The 26,100-nt window shown below is 65.9% G+C and carries 23 protein-coding genes; 7 read left to right on the top strand and 16 right to left on the bottom strand.

What is annotated here, in order from left to right:
* Positions 1-37: 37 nt before the first annotated feature.
* Both QRN34_RS01560 and QRN34_RS01555 read right to left on the bottom strand, forming a co-directional pair.
* The gene (locus QRN34_RS01560) at positions 38-1,237 is read right to left on the bottom strand and encodes an aminotransferase class I/II-fold pyridoxal phosphate-dependent enzyme (protein ID WP_285401401.1); all 1,200 of its coding nucleotides are present in this window, start codon (positions 1,235-1,237) and stop codon (positions 38-40) included.
* A gap of 100 nt (positions 1,238-1,337) precedes the next feature.
* Entirely contained in the window at positions 1,338-1,844 is a 507-nt protein-coding gene (locus QRN34_RS01555; RefSeq protein ID WP_285401399.1) for a peptidylprolyl isomerase, read from the bottom strand.
* A gap of 238 nt (positions 1,845-2,082) precedes the next feature.
* Between QRN34_RS01555 and QRN34_RS01550 the strand changes: the two genes are divergently transcribed.
* Positions 2,083-3,081, top strand: a complete 999-nt coding sequence (locus QRN34_RS01550; RefSeq protein WP_285401397.1) for a hypothetical protein — start codon at positions 2,083-2,085, stop codon at positions 3,079-3,081.
* A gap of 4 nt (positions 3,082-3,085) precedes the next feature.
* Here the strand turns inward: QRN34_RS01550 and QRN34_RS01545 are convergent, their stop codons facing one another.
* On the bottom strand, positions 3,086-4,828 hold the full coding sequence (locus tag QRN34_RS01545; RefSeq protein WP_285401395.1) for a 3-hydroxybutyrate oligomer hydrolase family protein: 1,743 nt from the start codon (positions 4,826-4,828) through the stop codon (positions 3,086-3,088).
* Between the two features lie 238 nt (positions 4,829-5,066).
* On the opposite strand from QRN34_RS01545, the gene QRN34_RS01540 reads away from it, so the two are divergent.
* Positions 5,067-5,492, top strand: a complete 426-nt coding sequence (locus QRN34_RS01540) for a hypothetical protein (RefSeq protein ID WP_285401394.1) — start codon at positions 5,067-5,069, stop codon at positions 5,490-5,492.
* Here the strand turns inward: QRN34_RS01540 and QRN34_RS01535 are convergent.
* Positions 5,476-6,765 (bottom strand): glycosyltransferase, encoded by a 1,290-nt coding sequence (locus QRN34_RS01535; RefSeq protein ID WP_285401393.1) that lies wholly within the window; start codon positions 6,763-6,765, stop codon positions 5,476-5,478. The genes QRN34_RS01540 and QRN34_RS01535 overlap by 17 nt on opposite strands.
* Positions 6,766-6,912: 147 nt before the next feature.
* On the opposite strand from QRN34_RS01535, the gene QRN34_RS01530 reads away from it, so the two are divergent.
* Both QRN34_RS01530 and typA read left to right on the top strand, forming a co-directional pair.
* Positions 6,913-9,105 (top strand): pilin, encoded by a 2,193-nt coding sequence (locus tag QRN34_RS01530; RefSeq protein ID WP_285401391.1) that lies wholly within the window; start codon positions 6,913-6,915, stop codon positions 9,103-9,105.
* Between the two features lie 127 nt (positions 9,106-9,232).
* On the top strand, positions 9,233-11,077 hold the full coding sequence (typA, locus tag QRN34_RS01525) for a translational GTPase TypA (RefSeq protein WP_036140795.1): 1,845 nt from the start codon (positions 9,233-9,235) through the stop codon (positions 11,075-11,077).
* 389 nt (positions 11,078-11,466) lie between these two features.
* On the opposite strand, the gene QRN34_RS01520 is transcribed toward typA, so the two are convergent.
* On the bottom strand, positions 11,467-12,540 hold the full coding sequence (locus QRN34_RS01520; protein WP_285401388.1) for a mechanosensitive ion channel domain-containing protein: 1,074 nt from the start codon (positions 12,538-12,540) through the stop codon (positions 11,467-11,469).
* 71 nt (positions 12,541-12,611) lie between these two features.
* On the opposite strand from QRN34_RS01520, the gene QRN34_RS01515 reads away from it, so the two are divergent.
* Positions 12,612-13,142: a mismatch-specific DNA-glycosylase gene (locus QRN34_RS01515; RefSeq protein WP_285401386.1), complete on the top strand. Its 531-nt coding sequence runs from the start codon at positions 12,612-12,614 to the stop codon at positions 13,140-13,142.
* On the opposite strand, the gene QRN34_RS01510 is transcribed toward QRN34_RS01515, so the two are convergent.
* Together QRN34_RS01510 and QRN34_RS01505 are read right to left on the bottom strand one after the other, a co-directional pair.
* Positions 13,118-14,350, bottom strand: a complete 1,233-nt coding sequence (locus QRN34_RS01510; protein ID WP_285401383.1) for a cytochrome c — start codon at positions 14,348-14,350, stop codon at positions 13,118-13,120. The genes QRN34_RS01515 and QRN34_RS01510 overlap by 25 nt on opposite strands.
* A gap of 4 nt (positions 14,351-14,354) precedes the next feature.
* Positions 14,355-15,056 (bottom strand): c-type cytochrome, encoded by a 702-nt coding sequence (locus QRN34_RS01505; RefSeq protein ID WP_285401381.1) that lies wholly within the window; start codon positions 15,054-15,056, stop codon positions 14,355-14,357.
* Positions 15,057-15,186: 130 nt separating this feature from the next.
* Between QRN34_RS01505 and QRN34_RS01500 the strand changes: the two genes are divergently transcribed.
* The gene (locus QRN34_RS01500; RefSeq protein WP_285401379.1) at positions 15,187-16,770 is read left to right on the top strand and encodes an amidase; all 1,584 of its coding nucleotides are present in this window, start codon (positions 15,187-15,189) and stop codon (positions 16,768-16,770) included.
* 22 nt (positions 16,771-16,792) lie between these two features.
* Here the strand turns inward: QRN34_RS01500 and QRN34_RS01495 are convergent, their stop codons facing one another.
* From QRN34_RS01495 to cmk, 9 genes are all read right to left on the bottom strand, one after another.
* On the bottom strand, positions 16,793-17,197 hold the full coding sequence (locus QRN34_RS01495; protein ID WP_285401377.1) for a DUF2628 domain-containing protein: 405 nt from the start codon (positions 17,195-17,197) through the stop codon (positions 16,793-16,795).
* A 128-nt stretch (positions 17,198-17,325) separates the two neighbouring features.
* Complete coding sequence (galU, locus tag QRN34_RS01490; RefSeq protein WP_285401375.1) at positions 17,326-18,204, bottom strand: UTP--glucose-1-phosphate uridylyltransferase GalU; 879 nt, start codon at positions 18,202-18,204, stop codon at positions 17,326-17,328.
* Positions 18,201-20,099: a nucleoside-diphosphate sugar epimerase/dehydratase gene (locus tag QRN34_RS01485; RefSeq protein ID WP_285401373.1), complete on the bottom strand. Its 1,899-nt coding sequence runs from the start codon at positions 20,097-20,099 to the stop codon at positions 18,201-18,203. The genes galU and QRN34_RS01485 overlap by 4 nt, the downstream gene beginning before the upstream one ends.
* Positions 20,086-21,123 carry a glycosyltransferase family 4 protein gene (locus tag QRN34_RS01480; RefSeq protein ID WP_285401371.1) on the bottom strand — a complete coding sequence of 346 codons (1,038 nt, stop codon included), beginning with the start codon at positions 21,121-21,123 and terminating at the stop codon, positions 20,086-20,088. The genes QRN34_RS01485 and QRN34_RS01480 overlap by 14 nt, the downstream gene beginning before the upstream one ends.
* Positions 21,120-22,292 (bottom strand): lipopolysaccharide assembly protein LapB, encoded by a 1,173-nt coding sequence (gene lapB / locus QRN34_RS01475; protein ID WP_285401369.1) that lies wholly within the window; start codon positions 22,290-22,292, stop codon positions 21,120-21,122. Before lapB ends, QRN34_RS01480 begins: the two co-directional genes overlap by 4 nt.
* A complete protein-coding gene (locus QRN34_RS01470) occupies positions 22,289-22,549 on the bottom strand; it encodes a lipopolysaccharide assembly protein LapA domain-containing protein (RefSeq protein ID WP_285401367.1) in 261 nt (86 codons plus the stop codon). Before QRN34_RS01470 ends, lapB begins: the two co-directional genes overlap by 4 nt.
* Positions 22,550-22,699: 150 nt before the next feature.
* The gene (locus QRN34_RS01465) at positions 22,700-23,002 is read right to left on the bottom strand and encodes an integration host factor subunit beta (protein ID WP_036140786.1); all 303 of its coding nucleotides are present in this window, start codon (positions 23,000-23,002) and stop codon (positions 22,700-22,702) included.
* An 84-nt stretch (positions 23,003-23,086) separates the two neighbouring features.
* Positions 23,087-24,760 carry a 30S ribosomal protein S1 gene (gene rpsA, locus QRN34_RS01460; protein ID WP_285401364.1) on the bottom strand — a complete coding sequence of 558 codons (1,674 nt, stop codon included), beginning with the start codon at positions 24,758-24,760 and terminating at the stop codon, positions 23,087-23,089.
* A gap of 169 nt (positions 24,761-24,929) precedes the next feature.
* Positions 24,930-25,610 carry a (d)CMP kinase gene (gene cmk / locus QRN34_RS01455; RefSeq protein ID WP_285401362.1) on the bottom strand — a complete coding sequence of 227 codons (681 nt, stop codon included), beginning with the start codon at positions 25,608-25,610 and terminating at the stop codon, positions 24,930-24,932.
* A 118-nt stretch (positions 25,611-25,728) separates the two neighbouring features.
* Here cmk and QRN34_RS01450 point away from each other — a divergent pair, with 118 nt between their 5' ends.
* Positions 25,729-25,992 carry an acyl-CoA-binding protein gene (locus QRN34_RS01450; protein WP_036140784.1) on the top strand — a complete coding sequence of 88 codons (264 nt, stop codon included), beginning with the start codon at positions 25,729-25,731 and terminating at the stop codon, positions 25,990-25,992.
* Positions 25,993-26,100: the final 108 nt, after the last annotated feature.

Genomic DNA, 26,100 nt, shown 5'->3' with positions numbered 1-26,100 from the left:
CTTTCGACTCCTCAGGGATATCGCGTGGGACTTTCGATCAGTTGAGTTCGGCGAAGAACTCGACGATGCGGGCCATGCCCTTGTCGAGCGCCTCGTCCGGGCACGAATAGGAAATACGCAGGGCGCGCGGCTCGCCGAACGCGGAGCCCGGCACGCAGGCCACGCCCTTGGCCTCCAGCAGCGCGGCGCAGAAGTCGACGTCGGACGTGATCGGCACACCATTGTGCGTTTTGCCGAAGGCCACCGAGATATCCGGGAAGGCGTAGAACGCACCCTGCGGTCGCGGGCAGACCACGCCGGGAATGGAGACCAGTGCGTCGTAGACACGGTCGCGCTTGGCGGCGAACTCGACGCACTTGGCGACCGGCACGTCCTGCGGACCGGACAACGCGGCCACCGCGGCGGCCGTGACCACTTCGGGAAGGCTGGTGATGTGGTTGGAATTGAGGACGGTGACCGCACGCGCCACGGCCACCGGCGCGGCGATGAAGCCCACGCGCCAACCGGGCATGCCGTAGGTCTTCGACAAGGAGTCGACGAAGATCGTGCGGTCCTTCAGTTCGGGACGCACGTGCACGAAGTTGTGATAACCCACGCCGTCGAACACCATCGTGTTGTAGATGTCGTCGGTGATGATCCAGGTATCCGGATACTTCGCAATGACGTCGGCCAGCGCGGCGATTTCATCCCGCGTATAGACCATGCCCGTGGGATTGGACGGGTTGTTGAACAGGAACACGCGCGGCTTGCGCGCCAGCGCTTCGTCAAGCTGCGCGGGCGTGAGCTTGTAGTGCTGCTCGGGCGGGCACGGCAGGATGTTGATCTTCGCGCCGACGATCTCGGCGATGTCGAGGTAGCTGGTCCAGTACGGCGCCGGGAAGGCGATTTCGTCGCCCTCGTCCAGCAGGGCCTCGGCCAGGTTGTAGAGGATCTGCTTGGCGCCGACGCCGGTGGAGACGTTCTCGCGCGTGTACCCGGTGAGCCCGAGTGCCTCGATATGGCCCAGGAAGGCATCGACCAGCGCATCGGCGCCACGGTTGCTGCCGTACTGGCCGGAATCCTTCGCCAGGGCTTCTCGCGCGGCGGCATACACATGCTCGCCGGGGAGGAAGTTGGGCACGCCGATCGAGAAACTGACGATGTCGCGGCCTTCGGCCTTCAGGCGCTTGGCCTTTTCGGCGATGACCATGATCGCACTGGGTTTGGCGCGACCCATTCGCGTGGCAAGCTGCGGCATCGTTTCCTCGGCGGGGCTGGGGCAAAGGCCGCTATTTTAACACGGCCCCCTAAGGAAAACGCCGCCCGAGGGCGGCGTCTGAACAGGAGGTGCGGGGCGCTCAGCGCGCGTCGAGCACTTCGTTCCACTTCGCGACCTGCGCGGACTGCTTCTCCAGCAGCGCGTCGACGTCGCCCTCGACGATGACCTTCTCGATGGTGTCGTCGCCGGCGATGGTGTTGACCACGGCCTGGTCTTCCGGTCCCACCACTTCACCGAACACGCTGTGCTTGCCGTCCAGCCAGGGGGTGGCACCATGGGTGATGAAGAACTGCGAACCGTTGGTGCCCGGGCCGGCGTTGGCCATGGACAGGACGCCCGGCTTGTCGTGCTTCAGGCTGGCGTCGAACTCGTCGCCGAACTTGTAGCCGGGGCCGCCACGACCGGAACCCTCGGGGCAGCCGCCCTGGATCATGAAATCGGGGATGACGCGGTGGAAGGTCTTGCCGTCGTAGTAGCCGCGCTTGGCCAGGTTGACGAAGTTGGCCACCGTCATCGGGGTCTTGTCGTCGTGCAGGCGCAGGTGGATATCGCCCTTGTTGGTCTTCATGGTGACGTTGATGGTCATCGCGATTCCTGTAACTCGTTGAAAAATAGGTCCATCCGCATCGCGCGTCCGGTCCTGGGGGCTGCAAAGGCTAACGAAGATGGCGCCACTTGGCTGCGAGTTCAAGCGGAAAAGCGTGACGACGGGGCAAAAGCGTAACGGATGCCCGGCGGGGCCCGAGCCTTGCCTACAACGGAAGGCGTATTTGCATCACGACTGAGCTGTCGTAAGTTGAAAAAAACTAAGTGAGAGCAACGACATGGATGTCGAAAAGAACTTACGGGCGGTCGCGCTCGCCCTGATCTTCACCGTTGGCCTGGGTGCCTGCTCGGCCCTGCCGACAAGCCAGACGCTGGCGAGTGACCACGCAGCCCTTCTCTCGCACACCGATCCGGCAACCCCATACGCCGAGCGCGAGCCCAGCGGTCCGACGGTAGTCCGGCACCTGCAGGCTCGTTACGACTCACAAGATATCGATTGCGGTCAGCCCGTGGGATCGTCACCGTCGCGCCCGTCTTTCCTCTGCACCGGCGTCCTTTTACGCGCCACGGTGCCCGGAAACTATTTCTCGTGGGATCCCAACCCCAATAGCAAGAAGGGCAGCGTGTCGTTCGCATGGCTGCGTACGGACGCGACCTTCCGTACGATCTACACGCCGCGTTACGCCAATGGCTTCATCATCCTGCCGGTGTTCTATGCGGACGACTTCAATTACGAAAAACTGCAAGTCCTCTGTGCCTTCCCGCTGGACGGCGGCACCGATAATCGGGACAGCCTGGGTTGCGGCATGTACGGCGCAGCAGCGCCACGGAGCAGACGCTGCGAGGATCAGGGCATCACGACGGGCGCCCAATGGGTGAGCAACTACCGCATCGGCAATACCTACACCACTATCTGCAGCTTCAATGTCAGCTCGGGCAGCGGTGACACGGCGCGGCGGTTCATGCAGATGGGCGCCGCCATGCGTCTGATGAACGAGCCGCTCGACCCCATCACACCGGACCGGTCATACACGAACGAACTGCTGATCGCGACATGGAGACAAGGCCTTGCCAGCACCTTTCCGATCGAGGCGTTTTTCTACCAGACCGGGGTCCCCGGTGGACCGGCCAACGCCAGAAAGGACCAGGGCGACTTCAAGAGGCAATCGGGTCGATGGGTGCCGGTGGTCAGCATGACCATGCCGAGCAACCGGAACGACAAGGTGAAATTCGGTTACAACGAGGCCGATCAGGACCCGACGATCCCGCATCCATAAAAGATCAGCGTGACGGCCATCCCAGCGATGCCGCCGTCAGCGCACCCGGCCCACGCGGCCGGGTGTCGCGAACCACGGCATCCTCCGGCAGTATCCTGCCCTCGGCGATATGGACCCATGCGCGATCGAGTGCGGCGTAGCCGAACGGAAGCAGGGGTACGTGGCGGTCACCAAAGTCCGGGAACGACAGGAATGCATCGAAGTGCTGGGCATACGGCACTTTCCAGAAAACGGGCGACCGGCCCGACGCGCGCAGCCAGGCCACGTACGGTTCGGAGCTGAAGGCGACGGGGATCAGGCCGTCCTGCGCGCCGTGGATCACCAGCACGGGAAGGCTCGCACGCGGGAGCCTCGCCACGGTGGATGCCACGCCGGCACGCAGATCGAGCGCATCCTGGCCCTGCCCGCCCCAGAGATCCCTCAGGCACCGCGTGCCCGGCAACGTGGGGTCCAGCGACACGTCCGTACCACCGGCCAGGGTCACGCCTGCGCCGGGCGGCACGCCGGACCCGTCGGCCCACCAGGACGCCCTGACCGCCGCGTCGAAGGGAGCGCCGATGTCGGCGCGGTAAACGAACCCGCAGGGCATGTGACCGGCCGCACGCCTTGTATAGGCCGACGCATACGCGGCGGCGACGGCGCGCCAGAGGTCCAGCGACGTGGACGCCGCGCCGACCTTCATCGCGTCGTCCTGCCAGCCCGCCGTGCGTAGCCGGTCCAGGGCCTCGTCGGCCTGGGCGCCGGGCATCGTCGCGTGCAGAAGGCCATGCGCTCGCAACATGGCGGCACGCAGGGCCCAGCCCGGTGGCGAGGCAAGCCCTACCCTGGCGAACGGTACGCCGTCGAAGAACCGCGAGCCCAGCGCCGCGGGAAGCCACAGCGCGGCTTCCGTGGCGTAGTCGTAGAACGCGCGGCCGCGCCCCTCGACATGGATGTTCGGTTCCAGCGCCACCACCGCCGCGAGGATGCCCTCGTCATCGTCGCCCGCGGCACGCAGCACGGCGCCGCCACCATTGGAAATGCCCGCGGCGAGGATGCGCGTGTTGCCTGCGGTGAACGGGGCTTCATCGGGAAACGCCTGATCGAGCATGGCCAGGCCGAATCGCGCAGCCTGTAATACATGCCGGCCCCAGTCCGCCTCGGGGTTGTCGCCCGAATGCGCGTGCTTCACCGCGATACCCGCATCGGTGGGTGCATCCGGCGGCTCGAATTCCAAAGGTATGTCACCCGCCTTCGCGCGGGTACCGTCGAGTGCCACGCCGGTGCGATCCGCTGTATCGAAGTAGCCCGACCCGGCCCCCTTGTCGGTGTAGACCACGGCACAGCCACGGGGCAGGCCCCAGCCGCCCGCCAGGGCGATAGAGCCGTAGATAGCCCGCGAACCCGGCGATGCCGTGACTACGAGGCAACGCTGCCCGTGGTCGAACGCATCGGGCACCTGCACCAGCACCCGGTGCGGCGCGCGGGCACCCGGCAGCGTGGCGAACGCGGTGTACTCGCGGCCCGGCACCGGTGGCATGCGGCCGTAGAGCGTGCCAAAACCACCGAGCGGACCGAGATCGGCGATACCTTTCCAACTGCTGTGGATCGCGCGGCGACGCAGTTCCGTCGGCGTGGGCGCCCCGGGCCGGGCGAAGGCCGACGGTGTGCCGGTCAGACCACTGAGGCCCAGCCCGGCGCTGAGCAGGTCGTCGCGGTCGCGATGCGTGGTGACGCGGACATCGCCGAAGGTGTCGGTGGAGGACATCGACGTTTCCTTTCGGCCGAGTCAGGAACGGAGGACGATGCGCCACCTTACCGCTGGATAGCAACACTACTACCTTGCCGATCCAACCCGGCATGCCCGAACAAGCCGCGACGGCACACCCCAGGACAGCCAATGGTCCGCCGCCGGAGGCCAAGATCACACCTCTAACGGCGTCCTAACAAAACACCCGCTCCCCGCCACTAGCATCGGCCATGCATCGATTCCCACGGAGCGACGGATGGAACGCGAACTGAGACTCGGCGGCAAGCGCATTGTCCTCCAGGACCCTAACGGCGCCCTGGCGCAGACCATCGATGCACGTAGCAGCCAGCCCCTGCCCGACACGTCGCGGACCCAGGCGAGCGAAGCAGCCCTGCTGCCACCCCAGGGGTTTCCGGATACGAACGATCCCCTCGGCGTCGCCCATGCCGAAGGCCAGCTTTACGGCGCCATCTACCAGGGCAAGGTGGGTCCAGCCACGTTCGTCGTGAGTGGCTTGCTGTCGTTGCTAGGCGTTTTGTGCGCCGTCGCCGTGATCAGCGAGCAGGCATGGAGCGCTCCGCTGCGTGCCGTGGCGGGGACGCTCGTGGTTCTGGCGGATGCATGGATCTTCTGGGTTGTCTATCGCCGCATGCGCGCGCGCAGGCTCAAGCACGCACGATAGCGCCGACCACCCGCAGCACCTCGGCCCGCGTATCCAGGCGGCGGTGCGCATCCGCCAGCGCCATGGCCCCGGCCTTGAAGGTGGGATCGGTGAGCAGTCGTTCCACCGCGACGCGCACGTCTTCGACACGGGCGGTGTTCGTTTGCAGGTCGATGCCCGCACCGGCCCACGCCACGCGTGCACTGACGTCCGCCTTGTCCTCGGTGAGGCCTGCGGCCACGATGGGAATACCGTGGGCAAGCGCCTGGTTGACCGTGTTGTAACCGCCATTGGTGACCAACACGTCCACCTTCGGCAGTAGCCATTCGAAGGGAAGATAAAGGGCGACCCGCGCGTTGGACGGAAGATTACCGTCGAGCGATGCCACCGGTCGGCCGCCGGTGGTCACGACCACGAGCACATCCGGCCTGTCCGCCAGGGCAGCCAGCGTGGGCTCGACCAACTGGCTGAAGTCATGGTTGGACAGCGTGCCCTGCGTGACCAGGACGACCTTGCGCGATCCGTCCAGATCGCCGGCCCAGGACGGCAGCGGCGCCTGATTCGGCGTGATGGGTAGAGCGCCGACGAAGCGGACGGTTGTCGGCATGTCGGGACGTGGGTATTCGAAGTCGGGCACGGTGAGCTGGATATGGGCATCGGGCAGGCAGGTCACCGCGTCGAGGATGTCCATCGACAACGGCGGTGCGCCGGCTGACGCCAGGCAACGGTCGATGTGCGCAGCAAACGGATGGGCGAACCGGCGTTCCACCTCGTCGGCGACGGTGGCATAGGCGGCTTCCTCGGCGGCATCGCGGGCGGGCGGCAGCCCCATGTTGCAAGGACCGCGGTCCGGTCGGTGCCACAGCAGGAAGGTGGTGCCGCACAGCAGGATGGCCGGCCGTGCCGAGCGCTCGCCGAGCAGGAAGGGAAGGACACCGAAAAAGAGGTTGTCGGCGACGATGAGATCGGCGGCGAAATGCGCCATGACCTCGCGCAAGCCCCGGTGCTGGGCGCCGAGGGGATCGGCGAAGACCCGTTTGAAATAGAAGAGCGTCATGGCGGGACCGGGTTCGAGCTCCGCGAATTCCGGATAGGCCGTGAGCATGTCACTGGCGTCCACGTCGGCCTCGCCCGGAAAGGGATGAAACCGGGCACCGATGGCTTCGATGCGATGGCGGAAGTGGGTGGCCGACAGGCCGACGACCTCGTGGCCGGCATCCACGAGCATGCGGCCGACGGCGAGGACGGCGTTGAGGTGGCCAAGCAGCGGGACCGACGTGATGATAATTTTCATCCGGGTATTGGACGACGCGCGGGTCGCCGAATCTGTCGGCGTAAAACCCGTCGGCACGTCGGTCGATGAGCCTGCCGAAGCCAGCCCGCTGGCTGCTATCCTCCGGTTCCCGGCAGGAGCCGGACGAACCCAAGGGGATAAAGAGCAATGATTGCCCGCCGTACCGTCGTGCTGTCCGCCGCCATCGTCGCGGCTCTCGGGCTGGCCGCCTGCCACAAGAAAGACGAAGCACCCGCCGCCGACCCGAAGGCCGTCGCCGCCGCTCAGGCCGCGATTTCCTCGCCCGCCTGGCTTCGCCAGCACCTGCCTGCGCAGACCGTCGCCTACATGCGGTTCCCCTCGCCCTGGGCCCTTGTCGGCGGCGCCCCCACGGGACGACCGCTGGACGCCGCGCTCTCGACCAAGGCGAACATCGACGCCATTGCAAAGGTGCGCGAGGCCATCGCCAAGGACGCCACGCTGGCCGATGCACGGATCGGACCGGCCTTGAGCCTGCTGGTGGGCGACCTGCGCTCGCCGGTCGAGGTGGCGTTGATCGACCCGCTCGGCATCCCTGCCCCCACCTCGCGCGTGGTCGCCACGGCGGCGCTCTCGTTCGATTCAGTGGATGCCTTCAACAAGCAGGTCGCGACCCTGTTCACCACGCCGGTACTCGCCGCACCGCTGGATGCCCGGGGCAACGGCAAGCTGGTCTCCGGCGGCGCCATCCGCTATGTCGCCGCCGAGCACCGCGTCTGGATAACGCAGTCGATGCAGCAGCCCAGCGACGGCGCCACCCTCGACGAACTGGTCGCCACGTTCGGCAAGTCCACGGCGGCAACCGCCCCGGCCACCCTTTCCGCACTGGAAGCCCGCATCGATACCTCCGGCCAGGGCCTGTTCGGCTGGGCATCCGTGCGTGGCGTGGGCGGTGTCGCCGCCGCGCAGGCCGGTGACAATCCCCTGGGCAAGCTGCCGGCGGATTTCGCCAGCAAGGCCGATGCGGTGGCGTTCGGCGGAGGCACGGTGGACGGCCGCGGCCAGTTCCGCATGATCGTGCACGCACCGCAGGCACGCCTGCTGCAGTACATCGCCCCGCGCTCGTTCGCCCCGGATTTCAAGACGGTCGGCAAGCCGCGCTGGGCCATGAGTGTCGCCTTGCCCAGCGCCGAGGGCTACAAGGCGTTCGAGGACAACCTCAACCTGGACTTCGGCCCCGAGAACGCCGGCAAGGTGCGTGGCGCCCTGGCAAAGATGCGCCAGACCTACGGCTTCGACGTGGCCGACTATACGAAGTGGCTGGGCCCGGAGTCGGTCGCCTTCGCGGACGATGCAGGCGAGTTCTTCGCCATCCGTACGCGCGACCGCAAGGCCTGGTACGCCCGCATCGACGAGATGACCAAGGCCGGCCGCTGGCGCAGCGGCGAGACCACCATCGACGATGCCCATGTCCACTGGCTGTTCATGCCCGGCGCGCCGTACCTGGCCGACGACGCCAATCCCTCCAGCGAGCAGATCAAACCCTTCCTGGCGCTGGCCCAGCGGGTGGGAACACGCCTGTACTGGGTGGAGGAAGGCGACTGGATCGTGCTGGCCAAGGTGCCCCAGGCACTGGCCGATCGCGCCGCCGGTAAGCCCGATACGTCCATCGCGGACTGGTTCAAGGATCGCAGCTATCCGGGCGTACGCACCTTGCTCGGCTTCACTGTCACCAGCCACGGCGCCCAGCGCGACGCGTACTACGCCTACATCCAGTTCCTGCAGTTCATGGGTGGCATCGCGGGCAGCGATATCGACGTCTCCGCCCTGCCCGCCGCCCATACGCTGGGGCTGCCCTCCGACGGCGTGCTCGGCGCCGCGCTGGAGACCGACCAGGACACGCTGGGGCTGTCGCTCACTTACGAACAGGCTCCGACGGAATTCATCGGCCACAGTGGCGCCGGTGGCGCGGTGGCCGGCATGGCCATCATTGCCGCCATCGCCGTACCGCAGTACCAGCAGTACATGCTGCGGAGCCAGGTGACGGCCGCGCTGACGGCGGCGGAGCCTGCGAAGAAGGCGGTCGCCGAACGACGGCTCGCCAGCGGCAAGTTCCCGTCGAGCAACAAGGCGGCCGGACTGGGGCCTGCCGACTCGCTGGGCAACGACTACGCCGGTTCGGTCGAGGTCGGCCAGGGCGGCGAGATCGCCATCACCCTGGACGGCGAGGCGCCGCATAAGGCCGACGCCAAGCTGATCGGCGGTCGCCTGGTGCTCATGCCCGAGATCGAGGCGGGCCGGGTGAACTGGACCTGCGCTGGCGACGGCATCGACGCGAAATATCTGCCGGCGACCTGCCAGGGCCAGCTTCCGGGGCTCTGAACCGAGGTCGGGGGGCGGGGTCGCCTGAACGGCGCCCCGCCAGTCATGCGAAAGTCGTCAAATTCCTTTATAATCGGCGGCTTCCCAACCTAAAGAGGCGATCCGGCTGTACGCCGGCGCATAACGCATGTCGATCGAATTCCTGCGCAACATCGCTATCGTCGCTCACGTCGACCATGGCAAGACCACCCTCGTCGACCAGCTTCTGAAGCAGTCGGGCACGCTCAACGAGCGTACCGTGCTCGCCGAGCGCGTCATGGATTCGAACGACCAGGAAAAGGAGCGTGGCATCACGATCCTGGCCAAGAACACGGCCATCACCTGGGAAGACAAGAAGACCGGCGTCAAGAACCGCATCAACATCGTCGACACCCCGGGACATGCCGACTTCGGCGGCGAAGTCGAGCGTGTGCTGTCGATGGTCGACACCGTGCTGATCCTGGTCGACGCGATGGACGGCCCGATGCCGCAGACGCGCTTCGTCACCCAGAAGGCGTTTGCGATGGGCTTCAAGCCGATCGTCGTCGTCAACAAGGTCGACCGTCCCGCCGCGCGTACGGAATGGGTGGTCGAGCAGGTGTGGGATCTGTTCGCCAAGCTCGGCGCCACCGACGAGCAGATGGATTTCCCGATCGTCTACGCGTCCGCGCTGAACGGCTACGCCTCGCTCGACGAGAATGCCCGCGAAGGCGACATGACCCCGCTGTACGAAGCGATCATGCAGCACGCACCGAAGCCGGACGTCGATCCGGAAGGCCCGTTCCAGATGCGCATCAGCCAGCTGGACTACAACAACTTCGTCGGCGTGATCGGCATCGGCCGTGTGCAGCGCGGTACCCTGAAGAAGGGTATGCAGGTCGCCGTGATCGACCGCGAAGGAAAGAAGCGCCAGGGCAAGATCGTCCAGGTGCTCGGCTTCCTGGGCCTCGAGCGCATCGAGCAGGACAGTGCCGAAGCCGGCGATATCGTCGCCATCTCGGGCATCCCCGACCTGACCATCTCCGACACGCTGACCGCGCCGGATACGCCGGAAGCGCTGCCGGCGCTGAGCGTCGACGAGCCGATGATCAGCATGACCTTCCAGGTCAACAACTCGCCGTTCGTCGGCAACAAGGATCTCTCGGGTGGCAAGTTCCTGACCAGCCGCCAGCTGCGCGAGCGTCTGGACCGCGAGAAGGTGCACAACGTCGCCCTCCGCGTCGAGGACGGCTCCGACGCCGACAAGTTCCTGGTCTCGGGCCGTGGCGAACTGCACCTGTCGGTGCTGATCGAAAATATGCGTCGCGAAGGCTACGAGCTGGCCGTGTCGCGCCCGGAAGTCATCCTCAAGGAAATCGACGGCCAGAAGATGGAGCCGATCGAGGAACTGGTGATCGACATCGAAGAGATCCACCAGGGCGGCGTGATGGAGCGCCTCGGCATCCGCAAGGGTGAGCTGAAGAACATGGTCTCGGACGGCAACGGTCGCGTGCGTCTCGAATACGAGATCCCGGCCCGTGGCCTGATCGGCTTCCAGAACCAGTTCAAGACCCTCACCCAGGGTTCCGGCCTGCTGTTCCACGTGTTCAAGGAATACGGCCCGTACACCCCGGCTCCGATCGCCAAGCGCCAGAACGGCGTGATGATCGCCAACGCCGGCGGCAACACCCCGGCCTACTCGCTCGGGCCCCTCCAGGAGCGCGGCAAGCTGTTCGCCGCCGAAGGCGACTCGGTGTACGAAGGCCAGCTGATCGGCATTCACGCGAAGGACAACGACCTCACCGTCAACGCGATCAAGCCGAAGCCGCTGACCAACATGCGCGCCTCCGGCAAGGACGATGCGATCCAGCTGACCCCGGCCACCAAGTTCACGCTGGAACAGGCCCTGGACTTCATCGACGACGACGAGCTGGTCGAAGTCACGCCGAAGGAAATCCGCATGCGCAAGAAGCACCTGACGGAACAGGATCGCAAGAAGGCGTCGCGCGGCTAAGGCCAGGCGATATTTGCGGTCTAAAAAGAGCCCGGCACATGCCGGGCTCTTTTTTTGTCACGTCGAAAAAAGCGGGTAGGAGCCCACGATGTGGGCGAACCCTCACTGTGACTATGGCGACTGAGGCCATGCACTCCATCCATGCGGGCGTTTCCATGTGTCGAACGGAGATGCTTTTAAGGCGCTTTAAAAGCCGTCTTAGGAGGGTCTAAAACGCTCGCCTGTGCGAAATGAGTCGCCTCATTCGCGATAGCTACCTTGAGGGTTCGCCCACATCGTGGGCTCCTACACGTGCGAAATGAGTCGCCTTATTCGCGATAGCTACCTTGAGGGTTCGCCCACATCGTGGGCTCCTACGGGTGCGAAAAGAGCTGCCTCATTCGCGATAGTTACGTTGAGGGTTCGCCCACATCGTGGGCTCCTACGCGGTAACGGGGCATGTAGGCGGGGAAGTCGCGGCGGACGAAGGCGATCAGGCCTTCGCGCACCTTGCAGCGCAGGTCGAACGACTTGCCGGAGTCCATCGAGCTGACCAGGGCGCGGATCTGCATCGCCTTGTCGTTTGCCTCGACCACCTGCAGCACGATGACGCGGCCGTCCCACTCGGCGGCTTCCTTGCAGAGGCGCTGCAACTCCGTGCGCAACGGCTCCAGCGGCAGGCCATAGTCGAACCACAGCAGCACCGAGCCGAGTATCTGCGAGCTGTTGCGCGTCCAGTTCTGGAACGGTGTCTCGATGAAGTATTGCAGCGGCACGATCATCCGGCGCTGGTCCCAGATCGCCACCACCACGTAGGTACTGGTGATTTCCTCGATGCGGCCCCATTCGCCCTCGACGATCACCACGTCGTCGATACGGATCGGCTGGGTCAGCGCGATCTGGATGCCGGCGATGAGGTTGCCCAGCACCGGCTTGGCCGCAAGACCCACCGCGAGGCCCGCCAGGCCGGCGGATGCGAGCAGGCTGGCACCGAACTGGCGCACGGCAGGGAATGTCATCAAGGCCACGCCCAGCCCGAGCACGATGACCACGACCATGCCGGTACGAGCCAGCACACGCACCTGCGTCTGCACACGCCGTGCGCGGAGATTGTCTTCCAGGTCGATGGGATTGAAACGGGATACCGTCGCTTCCAGCGCGCCGATGCAACGGACCAGGAACCAGGTGCAGGCCCCGATCAGCAGCACCGCGATCAGGTGTTCCAGGCCATCGATCAGGCGCGCGGGTTGCTCCGGCGCGGCACGGAAGGTCAGCAGCAGCATCGCCAGCGGTACGATCACTTCCATCGGCGCCTTGGCGCGCGCGATGATGCTGGCACCGCGCGGGTGCCGCAGGGTGAAGCGACGCAACAACAGGTCGACGAAGCGGCGGAGAATACCCGCGACGGCCAGCGCGATCACCACGATCAACGCGAAACGCGTCCACGGATGCGAAAAATCGGGCATCCAGTCGGAAGGGTTCATGGGTGACGAGCCTAACGCCCCGGATGTCCACATTTTGTTGTGATGCAGCAATCGGGAGGTAAAACGTCCGTATGAGTCACGACGATCCACACGGTTTCATCCTCCCCGACGTGCTCGAAACGGGCCTGGCACTGGTGTTCTGCGGCACTGCGGCGGGTACGCGATCGGCCCGCGACAGCGCCTATTACGCCCACCCGGGGAACATGTTCTGGCGCACGGTACATACGGTGGGCCTGACACCGCGGCTGCTGGCACCCGCCGAATACCCCTTGATGCCGGGTTTCGGCATCGGCCTGACCGACCTGTCGAAATTCCATTACGGCAACGACGCCGAGCTGCCCCGCGACGCGTTCGATGTCGCCGCGCTGCACGAAAAGCTGGCGCGATTCGCCCCGCGCGCCCTCGCTTTCACCAGCAAGCAGGCCGGACGCTCCGCACTCGGCAGGCCGGTCGGTTTCGGACGGCAATCCGTGGATATCGGCCACACCGCCGTCTTCGTGCTGCCCTCCCCGTCCGGCCAGGCGCGGCGATCGTGGGACATCGAGCCCTGGCGACAGCTCGCGGCCTTCGTGCGCGATCAGCCGCCCGGCGTCGATCGATAGGCGCGCACGTCGCCAGGTGACACGGCCGAGGCCTTGTTCGACCAAGCCTGCCGGATGTACGTCACGACTGCCGCCGCATCGTCGTCGCCGAGCTTTTGCGAGAAGGGCGGCATGGAATACGGACGCGGGTTGTCGCGCGTGGCGGGCGCGAAGCCACCGCTCAGCACGATGCGGATCGCGTTGATGCCCGTGGGTTCGGTGACCGAGACATTGCCGTCCAGCGCCGGGTAGGCATCGCCCTTGCCACGCCCGTCGTAGCCATGGCATTGCGCACAGTGCGCCACATAGACCGTCTTGCCGTTACGCGCGAGGTCGTCCGCACCGGCCGCGGATTCGCTTTGCTCGGCGGATTCGCGTTCCGGCAGCGCGGCCAGGTAGCTCGCCATGGCGGCAAGGTCGGCGTCGGTGAGGTGCTGCGTGCTCTGCAGCACCACCTCGGCCATCGGCCCCAGTGCCGTGCCTTTCGCGGAACGACCGGTCTTCAACAGTGCCACCACATCCGCTTCCGTCCAGCCGGACAGTCCACCGTGGCGGCCCATCGACAGATCCGGCGCATACCAGTTCTGCGTGGGGATGATGCCACCGGCGAGGTAGGGCTCGGTGAGCATGGCACCGAAGCGGTTGCGACTCGCGTGGCACTCGTTGCAGTGGCCCAGGCCCTGCACGAGGTAGGCACCGCGGTTCCATGCCGGCGACCGTTTCGGATCGGGCTGGAACTCGCCCTCGTCGAAGTACAGGGCACGCCATGGGGCCATCATCGAGCGCATGCTGTAGGGCCAGCGCAACGTCGGCTCGGGTACGGCGCGCTTCACGGGCGCCAGGCTTTTCAGATAGGCGAAGATGGCATCGGTGTCCGCGCGCGTCACCTTCGTGTACGAGGTGAACGGGAACACGGGATACAGCGAGCTGTCGTCGTGGCCCTTGCCTGCGTGCATGGCACGGTAGAAATCGTCGGCATCCCAGGTGCCCAGGCCGGTCTCGCGATCGGGCGTGAGGTTGGGCGCAACGATGGCGCCGAACGGCGTACCGATAGCGCGGCCGCCGGAAAACGGCACGCCGCCACGCGCGGTATGGCACGACGCACAATCGCCTGCCACGGTGAGGTAACGGCCACGCTCCTCGACGGTCTCGGCATGCAACGAAACACCCGCGAGGGCAAGGAAGACAAGACCCAGGCAACGGACAAGACGCGGGATCGGCAGGTTCATCGACTCATCCTCCCAGCACGCCGCAGCGCATCGGCGGCGTCACGCTGCCGGCCGGTTCGGCATGGGTGTCGTCGGGCACGGGCCGGGTGGCCAGCCACGCCGATACCGCGCTGATGTCCGCATCGCTCAGGCGACTGACGATCGTCGCCATGCAGTCCGGTGCCGTCGTATTGCGCGTGTCGGTGCGCCACGCACCCAGCTGCGCGCTGATGTAGTCGTACGGCAGGTTGACCAGCCCCGGGATATCCGGCTGGACACCGGCCAGGCGCGCACCGTGACAGGCGACGCAGGCGGGCACGCCTTTCTGCGCATCGCCGCGCAGCACCAGCTGCTCGCCACGTGCCGTGGCGCGTGGCGACATCGCCGGTGCCGGCTGCTTCGTATAGGGCACCTGCTGGGCGGAGAAGTAATCGGCGATCTCGCGAAGGTATGCGTCGCTCAACGGAGCGACGGTGTATTCCATGATCGGGTAATGCCGCAGGCCTTTCTGGAAGTCCTGCATCTGACGGTGCAGGTAGCCCGCCGGTTTGCCGGCAAGGCGCGGATTGAAACCGTTGTCGCCACCCTCGCCATGCACGCCATGGCAGCTGGTGCAGGCGGCGATGCGTTGCACCAGGGTGTCGGGCACCGCGGTCGTGTCCGCGGCGTGCGCCGTGAGGGCGCACAGTGCGATGACGGCGACGGCGAGTCGGCTCGGAAGACGCATGGACACTCCCTGGCGTAACGTTGGCGAAGTCCACCGCAGGCGCGGCCGGACGTGGCGAGGTTCGAGTATAGCCATGCGCGACAGGTGCCAGATCGGGCATCATCGGCAGACGTCCGCCAGGGGGAACACCATGCCGCACCTGCCCAGAAAACCGGCCGCGCTCGTCGTTGCGCTGGCGCTCGCGCTGACCGGGGCCGCCGCACACGCCCGTGACGCAGTCGATGACGACGCCTTTGCATCCATCGCCACCCTCCGCCAGGCGTATGCATCCGGGACCTTGACGCCCGAAAGCCTCACCGCCCTCTTCCTCCGGCGTATCCAGAGCATCGACAAGGCGGGTCCTTCGATCCATGCGGTGCTCGAGACCAACCCCGACGCGCTGCCCATCGCGCGCAAGGCAGGCCGTGAGGGCCCGCTGGCGGGCATCGCGATCCTGCTCAAGGACAACATCGACACCGGCGACCGCATGCTCACCACGGCCGGCTCGCTGGCCCTGGCGACCAAGCCGGCGCCGCACGATGCCACCGTGGTGGCGAAACTGCGCCAGGCCGGCGCCGTGATCCTCGGCAAGACCAACCTCAGCGAGTGGGCGAACATGCGCTCCACGCACGCCACCAGCGGCTGGACGGGGCGCGGCGGCCTGACCCTCAACCCCTACGTGCTGGATCGCAACGCCTGCGGCTCGAGTGCGGGCTCCGGCGCGGCGGTCGCCGCCGGCCTGGCCACGGTGGCGATCGGCAGCGAGACCGACGGTTCCATCATCTGCCCCGCCTCGATGACCGGACTGGTCGGGATCAAACCCACGGTCGGGCTGGTCAGCCGTGCCGGCATCATTCCCATCTCCAGCAGCCAGGATACGGCCGGCCCGATGACACGCAGCGTGGCCGACGCCGCGACGGTGCTGGGCGTCATTGCCGGCAGCGACCCGCGCGATCCCTCCACGAAGGACGCGGACAAGCACGCCACCGACTACACGCGGTTCCTCGACCCGAACGCCCTGCGTGGCAAGCGCATCGGCGTGGTGCGCCAGCTGGCCGGCATCGAACCCAATGCCGATCGCGCCCTGGAGCACACCATCGCCTTGCTCCGGGCACAGGGTGCCACCGTGGTCGACAACGTGGCCCTTCCGCACCTGAAGGAACTGAGCGAGCACGAGTTGGACGTGATGCTCTACGAATTCAAGCACGGCATCGACGCCTACCTTGCCGGGCGTCCCGACCAGCCGATGAAGAATCTGGCCGATCTCATTGCGTTCAACGAACACGAGGCGGCGCGCGAGATGCCGTGGTTCGGCCAGGAACTGTTCCTGCAGGCACAGCAGAAAGGCGACATCACCGATCCGGCGTATATCGCGATGCGTGACGACAACCGGCGCCTCGCGGGGCCCGACGGCATCGACGCCGCGCTGGCGAAAGACCACCTCGACGCCCTGCTGGCGCCCAGCTGGGGACCGGCCTTCGTCAACGACCTGGTCCTGGGCGATCATGTGGTGAGCGGCGACCCGACCGTCGGTGGTGTATCCACACCCGCGGCGATCGCCGGCTACCCGTCGATCACCCTGCCCGTCGAGTTCGCGCACGAGCTGCCCGTGGGCGTGGTGTTCTTCGGTACGAAGTGGAGCGAACCGACACTGATCGCCATCGCCTATGGCGTGGAGCAGAAAGCCCGGGCCTTCCGGCGCCCGGGATTCCTGCCGACGCTGCCGACGCACTGATCGGCAGCGTCGTGGCCCTACATCAAAGGCGCATGCCTTCGAACGGGTTCCAACTGTCCTGGCCCTTGACTCGCTTGAGGTAGAACGAGTAATTGGCCACCAGCATGTAGAACACGCTGAAGCCCGCACCCAGGCCGCGATACACGACCTCCGGTGCGTTGAACAGCGTCATCAGCACCATGACCACCACCTCCATGCCGAGGATGACGAGGGCCTTCTTCCACAGGCCGAGGATGACGAAGTAGATCGGGCCGAAGAAGAACGCGAAGAAGTTGGCGTTGACGATGAGCTTCTGCTTGAACGGAAGCTTCTTCAACTCTTCCTTGTAGCGCGGGGAACTGGGACCGCCGAAACGCTCGAAGAAGGCGAAGCGGGTGTTCCACTTCGCATTGAGCGTGGGGTCGGTGACGAACTCGGCTTCTGCCATGGCATAACTCCTGTGGGGATATCGCGCGGGACACGCGAGCGCAGGATGTTACGCACGTAACGCCGTTACGTAACCACAAAAAAACCCGCACCTTTCGGTGCGGGTTTCTGTAGGGCCGAGCCTGGAACTCAGGCCTTGTTGGCGAACTCGCGGACGATCGGCGCGAGCTTGGGATCTTCCAGCGCCATGGCCATCGTGGCGCGGACCAGGCCGGCCTTGTTGCCGCAGTCGAAGCGCGTGCCGGCGAAGCGGTAGGCCAGCACCTTGCCCTTGGCCTTGAGCAGGTCCTCGATGGCATCGGTAAGCTGGATCTCGCCGCCGGCGCCCTTCTCCGTCTTCTTCAGGTATTCGAAGATCTCGCACGGCAGTACATAGCGGCCCACCACGGCGAGGTTGGACGGGGCGTCGGCTGGCTTGGGCTTCTCCACCATATGCCGGATGACGGTGGCGCGGTCGGTGACCGCCTCCGTCGCGTCGACGATGCCGTACTTGTCGGTGTCCTGCTCGGGCACTTCTTCCACGGCGATGACACCGGCGTCGTTGGCGTCGGCCACCTCGGCCATCTGGCGCAAGGCGCCCGGGCCCGTCTTGTTCCAGATCAGGTCGTCGGGAAGCATGACGCCGAAGCGCTCGTTGCCCACCACCGGCGCGGCGCGCAGCACGGCGTCGCCCAGACCGAGGGCTTCCGGCTGCGTGACGAACACGCAGCGCACGTGCCGAGGCAGGATGCCCCGCAGGATGGAAAGCAGCTCGTCCTTGTGCTTCTCGGCCAGCTTTTCTTCGAGTTCGTAGGCCTTGTCGAAGTAATCGGCAATGGCATGCTTGTAGCGGTTGGTGACGAACACCAGCGTGTCGGCACCGGCGTCGACGGCCTCGTCCACGGCGTACTGGATCAGCGGACGATCGAGCACCGGCAGCATTTCCTTGGCTACCACCTTGGTCGCGGGGAGGAAACGCGTACCGAGGCCAGCCACGGGAAATACGACCTTGCGCAGGGGTTGGGTCATGCGATGTCTCCACTTTCGTTACGACGTAACGGCAGCACGTTGTCGCTTTGCGGCTCGCTCCAGCGGAACGACGGCAGCAGCTGCGACACGCACCGACGCAGGGTTTCTTCATCGAACGCCGCCACGGCCTCCTCGGCCCTGGCCAGCTGCACCTGGAGCATTTCCCACGAGACCTGGCGATGTTGCGCCTGGAAGATCTTCGCGTGGGTCGTGCTCGTATAATTCTCCAACGGGTGGAACAATTCTTCGAACAGCTTCTCACCCGAGCGAAGACCGGTATAGACGATCTGGATGTCCGAGCCGGGACGCTTGCCGGCCAGGCGGATCATCTGCTCGGCGAGGTCGCGGATCTTCACCGGGTCGCCCATGTCCAGCGCGAAGATCTCGCCGCCCTTGCCCAGGCTCGCCGCCTGCAGGATCAGCTGGCAGGCCTCGGGAATGGTCATGAAGTAACGCGAGATCTCCGGGTGGGTGATCGTCACCGGACCGCCCTGGCGGATCTGCCGGCGGAACAACGGCACCACCGACCCGGCGGAATCCAGAACGTTACCGAAGCGAACCGTAATGAAACGTGTAGACGTATGCGCCGCAAGGTTCTGGCACCAGATCTCCGCCATGCGCTTGCACGCGCCCATGACCGAGGTCGGATTGACCGCCTTGTCGGTGGAGATCAGCACGAACGACGCCGCACCGCAGCGCACCGCGGCGTCGGCGACGACGCGCGTGCCGAGCACGTTGTTGCGGAAGGCCTCGCGCAGCTGGCCCTGCAGCATGGGCACGTGCTTGTACGCGGACGCATGGAAGACGATCTGCGGCTGCGTTTCCTGGAACAGGCGGTTGATCGCCGTGGCGTCGCGGGCGTCGGCCAGCACGCCGTTGAAGATCAGCTCCGGATAGGCCGAGGTCAGTTCCTGGCCGATGCGGTAGAGGTTGTATTCGGACATCTCCACCACGGTGAGCGACGCCGCACCCAGGCGAGCCACCTGCCGGCAAAGCTCCGAGCCGATCGAGCCGCCGCCACCGGTCACCAGCACCCGGCCGCCGCTGATGTTCTCGCGGATCGCCGTCCAGTCCAGTTCGACCGCATCGCGGCCGAGCAGGTCCTCGATGGCGACTTCCTTGATTTCGTTGAACTGGGCGCGGCCCGCGACCACATCCTCCAGGCGCGGCACCGTGCGGAACGGCAGGCCGGTGCTTTCGCAGAAGGCCACGATGCGGCGCATCTGTGCCGTGGTGGCGCCCGGCACGGCGATGAGCAGCATCTGCACGGCTACCGCCTTGGACAGCTCGGCCAGCTGGTCCACGGTGCCCAGCACCGGGATGCCGCCGATCTGGGCCCCGCGCAAGGCCGCGTTGTCGTCGACGAAGCCGATGACGCTGTAACGGCTGTCGCGGCGCAGGTCACGCGACAAGGCCTCACCCGCGCGATCGGCGCCCACGATCAGCACACGCTTGGTCGGCGTGGACTGGAACAGGTCGATGCGGCTGTCCTTCCAGAAGCGGTAGCTGAGGCGCGGCGCACCAAGCAGCACCACCAGCACCACGGGGTAGATCATGAAGACCGACCGTGGGACGCCATCCAGGCGCGAGTACATGACCATGGCCAGGCCGATGATCAGGGTGCCGAAACACGTGGCGCGAATGATGTTCCACAGGTCGGGGAGGCTGGCGAAGCGCCATACGCCCTTGTAGAGACCGGTCCAGTTGAACACCGCGCCCTGCACCAGCAGCACGATGGGAAATTCCATCGGCAGGTAGGATATGGGTGCCAGGTCCGGCATCACGGCGTAACGGAGGGTTTTCGCAATCCACCAGGCGAACGCGGCCATGGCCAGGTCGTGCGCGACGACCGCCGTGCGGGGGTGGATGATGCCGATGAACTTACGCAGAAACATGTCGCTCCCTTCGACGCAAGCCATAACGCTTGCCAGTACGCCAGACCGCGGCTCCCGCCAGGTAGGTCGCCACGAAACACACGGGCGCCGCCGCCGGGAAGCGGAACGCGATCCATGCGACGGGAACACAGACGAGAACATTCCATGCGAGGTAGGCCAGGCCTACCCTGCGATGCGATGCGCCACGCCTCACCAGCCACTGGTAAAGGTGTTCGCGGTGCGGAGTGTACCAGCGCGCACCGCGCAGCATTCGCACGAGCAACGTCAAGGTCGCGTCGATGACGAAGGCTGAGGAAAAGACCAGCGCGGGCCAGAGGAGTTCCGTACGCCACGCCCACAGCACCGCGGACAGCGCGAACACCATCAGGCCGACCGTGGCGCTGCCTACGTCGCCCATGAAAATGCGGGCCGGCGACCGGTTGAACCACCAGAACCCGAGCGCGGCGGCCGCCATGGCCAGGCCGGCGCCGGCAATGGCCGGGCTGCCAGCCGACCAGGCCAGGGCCGCACAGGCGCCCCCGAAGAACATGGCCTGCTGGGCGGCCAGGCCGTCGATGCCGTCCATGAAGTTATGCAGGTTGATGCACCACACGCCGGCCAGCAGCAGGGGCAAGGCCCACCAGAGGCTGGCAGTCATGGACGCGACGGCGAGACACAGCAGGAGCGTCGCGGCCAACTGGATCGCCAGGCGCGGCCGGATCGGCAGCGAACCGTGGTCGTCGAGCCAGCCGATGCCCGCCACGGCGATGACGGCGACGGAAAACGCCGCTGTGATCGCAGCACCCGGTGAGACGGGCAGGAGCAGCAGCGCCGCCGGCATCCCGGCCAGCGCGCCCAGCACGATGCCGATGCCACCCCCTCGTGGCGTGGGCACGCTGTGCGAGCGCCGACGCCCGGGGGCATCCAGCATGCCGCGCCGACGGGCGTAGGCGATGGTGGCCCGGACCGCGGCGAACGAGACGAGGAAGGCAGCGAGGCCACAGGCGACCAGCGTCGGCAGGAGGCTGACGACAACGGGCGTCATTCGTTGGCGACGCCGTGAATGGGACGGACGGTGCCCCAGCTCTTGCAGCTCGGGCATTGCCAATGGTGGGCCTTGGCACCGAAGCCGCAACGGCTGCAGCGGTACATGGCCTGGCCCTCGAGCAGCTTGCGGGTCAGGTCGCGCAGGATCAGGTAGTTTTCCCGCGCCTCACCGGACACCTTGTCCATCGTGGCGTCGATGAGCGCCATCAGGCCTCGCACGGACGGCCGCTTGCGCAGCTGCCCGGTCAGGAAATCGATGGCGGTGCGTTCACCGTCCCTGCCCTCGTACAGGCGCGTCAGCGCCAGCACCGGCGAGATGCCGTGGTAGCGCTCCATGATCTCGCGCAGGAAGGTCTCGGCGCGATCCATCTGCTGCGATCGCGCATAGCAGTTGAGCAAGGGCGGGAGGATCTCCGGAACGAAGGCGATATCGGCAGCGATGGCGGCCTCGTACGACGCGATGGCATGCGGCAGGTCATCGTCTTCGGAGGAAAGCCGCCCTGCGATCATGTGCGCGCGCACGCAGTCGCTCTGGCAGGCGAACGCCTCGCGGACATAGTCGCGCGCTTCGGTGCGGGCGCCGTGCTGGCGCGACTGCTCGGCCAGTTCGCAGTAGAACTGCGCGATCATCGGCGACTCGTCTTCACTCGTCATCGTTTCCAGGCGACGCGCATGGTCGATCGCCTTGTGCCATTCGCGCTCGTGCTGGTAGATGGCGATGAGGTGGCGCAGCGCGGACGGGGCCAGCGCATCCATGGCCACCAGATCGGAAAACAGGGTTTCGGCACGGTCCAGCAAGCCCGCACGCATGTAGTCTTCGCCCAGTTCGAGCAAGGCCACCGTCTTCATTTCATCGGACAGGCCGGGCCGCGAGACCAGGTGCTGGTGCAGCCGGATGGCGCGATCCACCTCACCGCGCTTGCGGAACAGGTTGCCCAGGGCCAGGTGGGTTTCCACGGTGTCGCGGTTGTACTCCGCCAGGCGCAGGAATACCTCCAGCGCCTTGTCCTGCTCCTCGTTGAGCAGGTAGTTCAGGCCACGGAAGTAATCGGAGGACAGCGCGTTGACCCGCTCACCGGAACGGCGGGTATGCGTACGGCGGGCGAACCACCAGCCGCTGACGAAGGCCAGCGGGGGGACGAGCGCCAGCAACCAGATCGGATTCATGCGGTCGTTGCGCTGCCTACCTTGCGTTCTTTGCGCTCACGCCGGCGCAGGCGACGATGGGCGAAGGACGTGCCCAGCCAGGCAGTAAGGCCACCCAGTATCCAGCCAAGCAGGACGGCAGCGAGCATCGTCCCGCCCTTGGGCAGGGATGCCCGGGCGAAGCCGAAATCGAAGGCGACGAGGTCGGCATTCAGCGCACCGAAGACGACCCCGGCGGCAACGAACAACAAGAGGAAAAGTATGACGAGAAGGCGCATGGTCGGACTGTACCCGAATCGTGAACGCGATGGTGCAGCGCGATGGGGCTTTCGTACAGGTTGTCCGCCAAGGGTTGCCATACCCATGGGTGCCCACCAGGGGCGGGAACGTTGCACGCGTCACCGCATGAGGGCAAAAAAAACGCCGCGTCAGAGCGCGGCGTCGGTTTCCTCGATCAGGTTTACGCGTTCGCGTAATTCCTTGCCGGGTTTGAAATGTGGCACGTGCTTGCCCGGTAGGGCCACCGCTTCGCCGGTCTTGGGGTTGCGCCCCATGCGCGGCGGACGGAAGTGCAGCGCGAAGCTGCCAAAGCCGCGGATCTCGATGCGCTCACCCGTGGACAAGGCATGGCTCATCTGTTCGAGCACGCTCTTCACGGCGAGTTCCACATCGCTGAAGGCAAGGTGGGTCTGGCGCCGCGCCAGCGCCTCGATCAGTTCCGACTTGGTCATGGGTCCCCTGGTTCTTCTTTAAAGCTGAAGCAAAACACCAGTCAAACAACAGCGAGGGGCGGTGAACCGCCCCTCGCCCGACGGTTAGTCGGCCTTGTTCATCTGCTCCTTGAGGAGCGCACCGAGCTTGGTCGTACCGCCTGCGGCCGAGGCGTAATCGGCCATGGCGTCAGCCACGTCCTCTTCGTCCTTGGCGCGGATCGACAGCTGGAGCTGACGGCCCTTGCGGTCCATGCCGGTGAACTTCGCCTCGATGGCATCGCCGACCTTCAGGTGCGTCGTGGCATCTTCCACGCGCTCCTTGGCGATGTCGTTGGCACGGATGTAGCCCTCGACGCCTTCGCCCAGGTCGATGATCGCACCCTTGGCGTCCACTTCGCGGACCGTACCGGTCAGGATCGTGCCGCGCGGATTCGTGGCCATGAACTGGCCGAACGGATCCTGCTCCATCTGCTTGATGCCGAGGGAGATGCGCTCACGCTCCGGATCGACCGCCAGCACCACGGCTTCGACTTCGTCGCCCTTCTTGAAGTTGCGAACGAGGTCTTCACCCGAGGCCTGCCACGAGATGTCGGACAGGTGGACGAGACCGTCGATGCCGCCTTCCAGACCGATGAAGATACCGAAATCGGTGATCGACTTGATCTGGCCGGACACCTTGTCGCCCTTCTTGTGCATGGCGGCGAAGGCTTCCCACGGGTTCGAGCGGGTCTGCTTGATACCGAGGGAGATACGGCGACGCTCCTCGTCGACGTCCAGGACCATGACTTCCGTCTCGTCGCCGACCTGAACCACCTTGGCCGGGTTGACGTTCTTGTTGGTCCAGTCCATCTCGGAAACGTGCACCAGGCCTTCGACGCCCGGCTCGATCTCGACGAAGCAGCCGTAATCGGTGACGTTGGAGACCTTGCCGAACAGGCGGCTGCCGACCGGGTAGCGGCGCGCGATGGCGACCCACGGGTCGTCGCCGAGCTGCTTGAGGCCGAGCGACACGCGGTTGCGCTCGCGGTCGTACTTGAGGACGCGGACGTCCAGCTCGTCGCCGACGTTGACCACTTCCGACGGGTGACGCACGCGCTTCCACGCCATGTCGGTGATGTGCAGCAGGCCATCGATGCCGCCGAGGTCGACGAATGCGCCGTAATCGGTGAGGTTCTTGACCACACCCTTCACGACCGCACCTTCCGTCAGGCGCTCGAGCAGCTTCTCGCGCTCTTCCGAGAACTCCGTCTCGACGACCGCGCGGCGGCTGACGACGACGTTGTTGCGCTTGCGGTCGAGCTTGATGATCTTGAACTCGAGGTCCTTGCCCTCGAGGTAGACCGGGTCACGGACCGGACGCACGTCGACCAGGGAACCGGGCAGGAATGCGCGGACGTCCTTGATGTCGACAGTGAAGCCGCCCTTGACCTTGCCGGAGATCTTGCCGGTGATGGTCTCTTCCTTGTCGAACGCCTGCTCGAGGTCGTCCCACACCATCGAACGCTTGGCCTTCTCGCGGGAGAGCTTGGTCTCGCCGAAGCCGTCTTCGAGCGCATCGAGCGCGACCTTAACTTCGTCGCCCACTTCCACTTCGAGCGCGCCGTTCTCGTCCTTGAACTGCTCGATCGGGACGATGCCTTCGCTCTTCAGGCCGGCGTTGATCACCACCACGTCGTTGCGGATTTCCACAACGATACCCGTGACGATGGAGCCGGGCTTCAGCTTCGAAATGGCCTGCTGGCTCTGTTCAAACAGTTCGGCAAAACTTTCAGTCATCTTGATTCCAGGGTTATGAAAGGTCGTACCCGGCGCCTGCGTAACATCTATGAACGCCTGCGGACAGGGGACCCACCGGTTGTGGGCGCTGGAAGACCCTTGAGAGGCCGCTCCGCGCCGTTGCCATTGCCCCGTGCACACTGCACGGGAATCGTGCCGTGACGCGCCCTTACGGACGCACCACCGCGAATACGTTTGCCACCACCATATCGATCGGTATGCCGGTGGTATCGATGACCACGGCGCCCTCGGCGGGCTTCAACGGCGCGACCAGCCGCGACGCGTCCCGCTCGTCGCGCGCTTCGATCTCACGTTGAAGAACGGCAAGTGTAACGCTCAGGCCCTTATCCTTCAACTGCTTATAGCGCCTTTTCGCCCGTTCGGCGGCGCTGGCCGTCAGGAAGACCTTGTGCCCGGCATCCGGGAAAATCACCGTGCCCATATCGCGACCGTCGGCCACCAGCCCCGGCGCCTTGCGGAAGCCGTGTTGCAGGTCCAGCAAGGCCTGGCGGACGCTGGGGATCACCGCAATGGCCGACGCCGCAGCGCCGGCCGTCTCGGTGCGCAGCTCATCCGTAGCGTCGTGCCCGTTGACCAGGATGTGCGTCTCATCGCCCGTGGGACTCGGTTTGAAGCGGATCTTGACCGTCTGCGCGCAGCGGGTGACGGCGTCCACGTCGGACAGGTCGATACCCGCCTCCCCCGCCGCGTAGCCCACGGCGCGATAGAGGGCACCGGAGTCAAGCAGGTGCCAGCCGAGCTTCTCGGCCACCCGCCGGCTGATGGTGCCCTTGCCGGAGCCGGAGGGACCGTCGATGGTGAGGACCGGAGCGGCAGCCGATGCGGGCATGGGGGAAACCTCGTTCGCCAAACCGTCATGATATCGCGTCGGCGCGCGGCCGTCGGCGCATGGACGCATCGGCCACACCATGTTAAAAGGCGCCAAACGATCCACCGGGACCCATCCCATGTCCGACGACCTCCAGAGCCAGTTCGAGCAGGCTTACCTGGACATCACCCGTCTGGGGACGCGGCCGGACAACCATACGCTGCTGCGCATCTACGCCCTCTACAAGCAGGCGACCCAGGGCGACGCCTCCGGACCGAAGCCCGGCTTCTTCGATTTCGTGGGGACGGCAAAGCATGAGGCATGGTCGCGCCTGGCCGGGTTGCCGCGTGAGCAGGCCATGCGCGATTACGTCGCGCTGGTTCGGTCGTTGGAGGGGGGCTGATGTGAGTCTGGATGTGAAGGGCTCGCCTTTGGCTTCGCATTGGGCTTGGGGCCTGGAGCAAGAGCCGGCGGGTGCCACCCTCGGGGCCACGCCTGCGGCGACCCGTCA

This window comes from Luteibacter sp. ME-Dv--P-043b (assembly GCF_030209605.1).
Classification (GTDB): Bacteria; Pseudomonadota; Gammaproteobacteria; order Xanthomonadales; family Rhodanobacteraceae; genus Luteibacter.
This window is presented reverse-complemented; position numbering and strand designations above follow the sequence as displayed.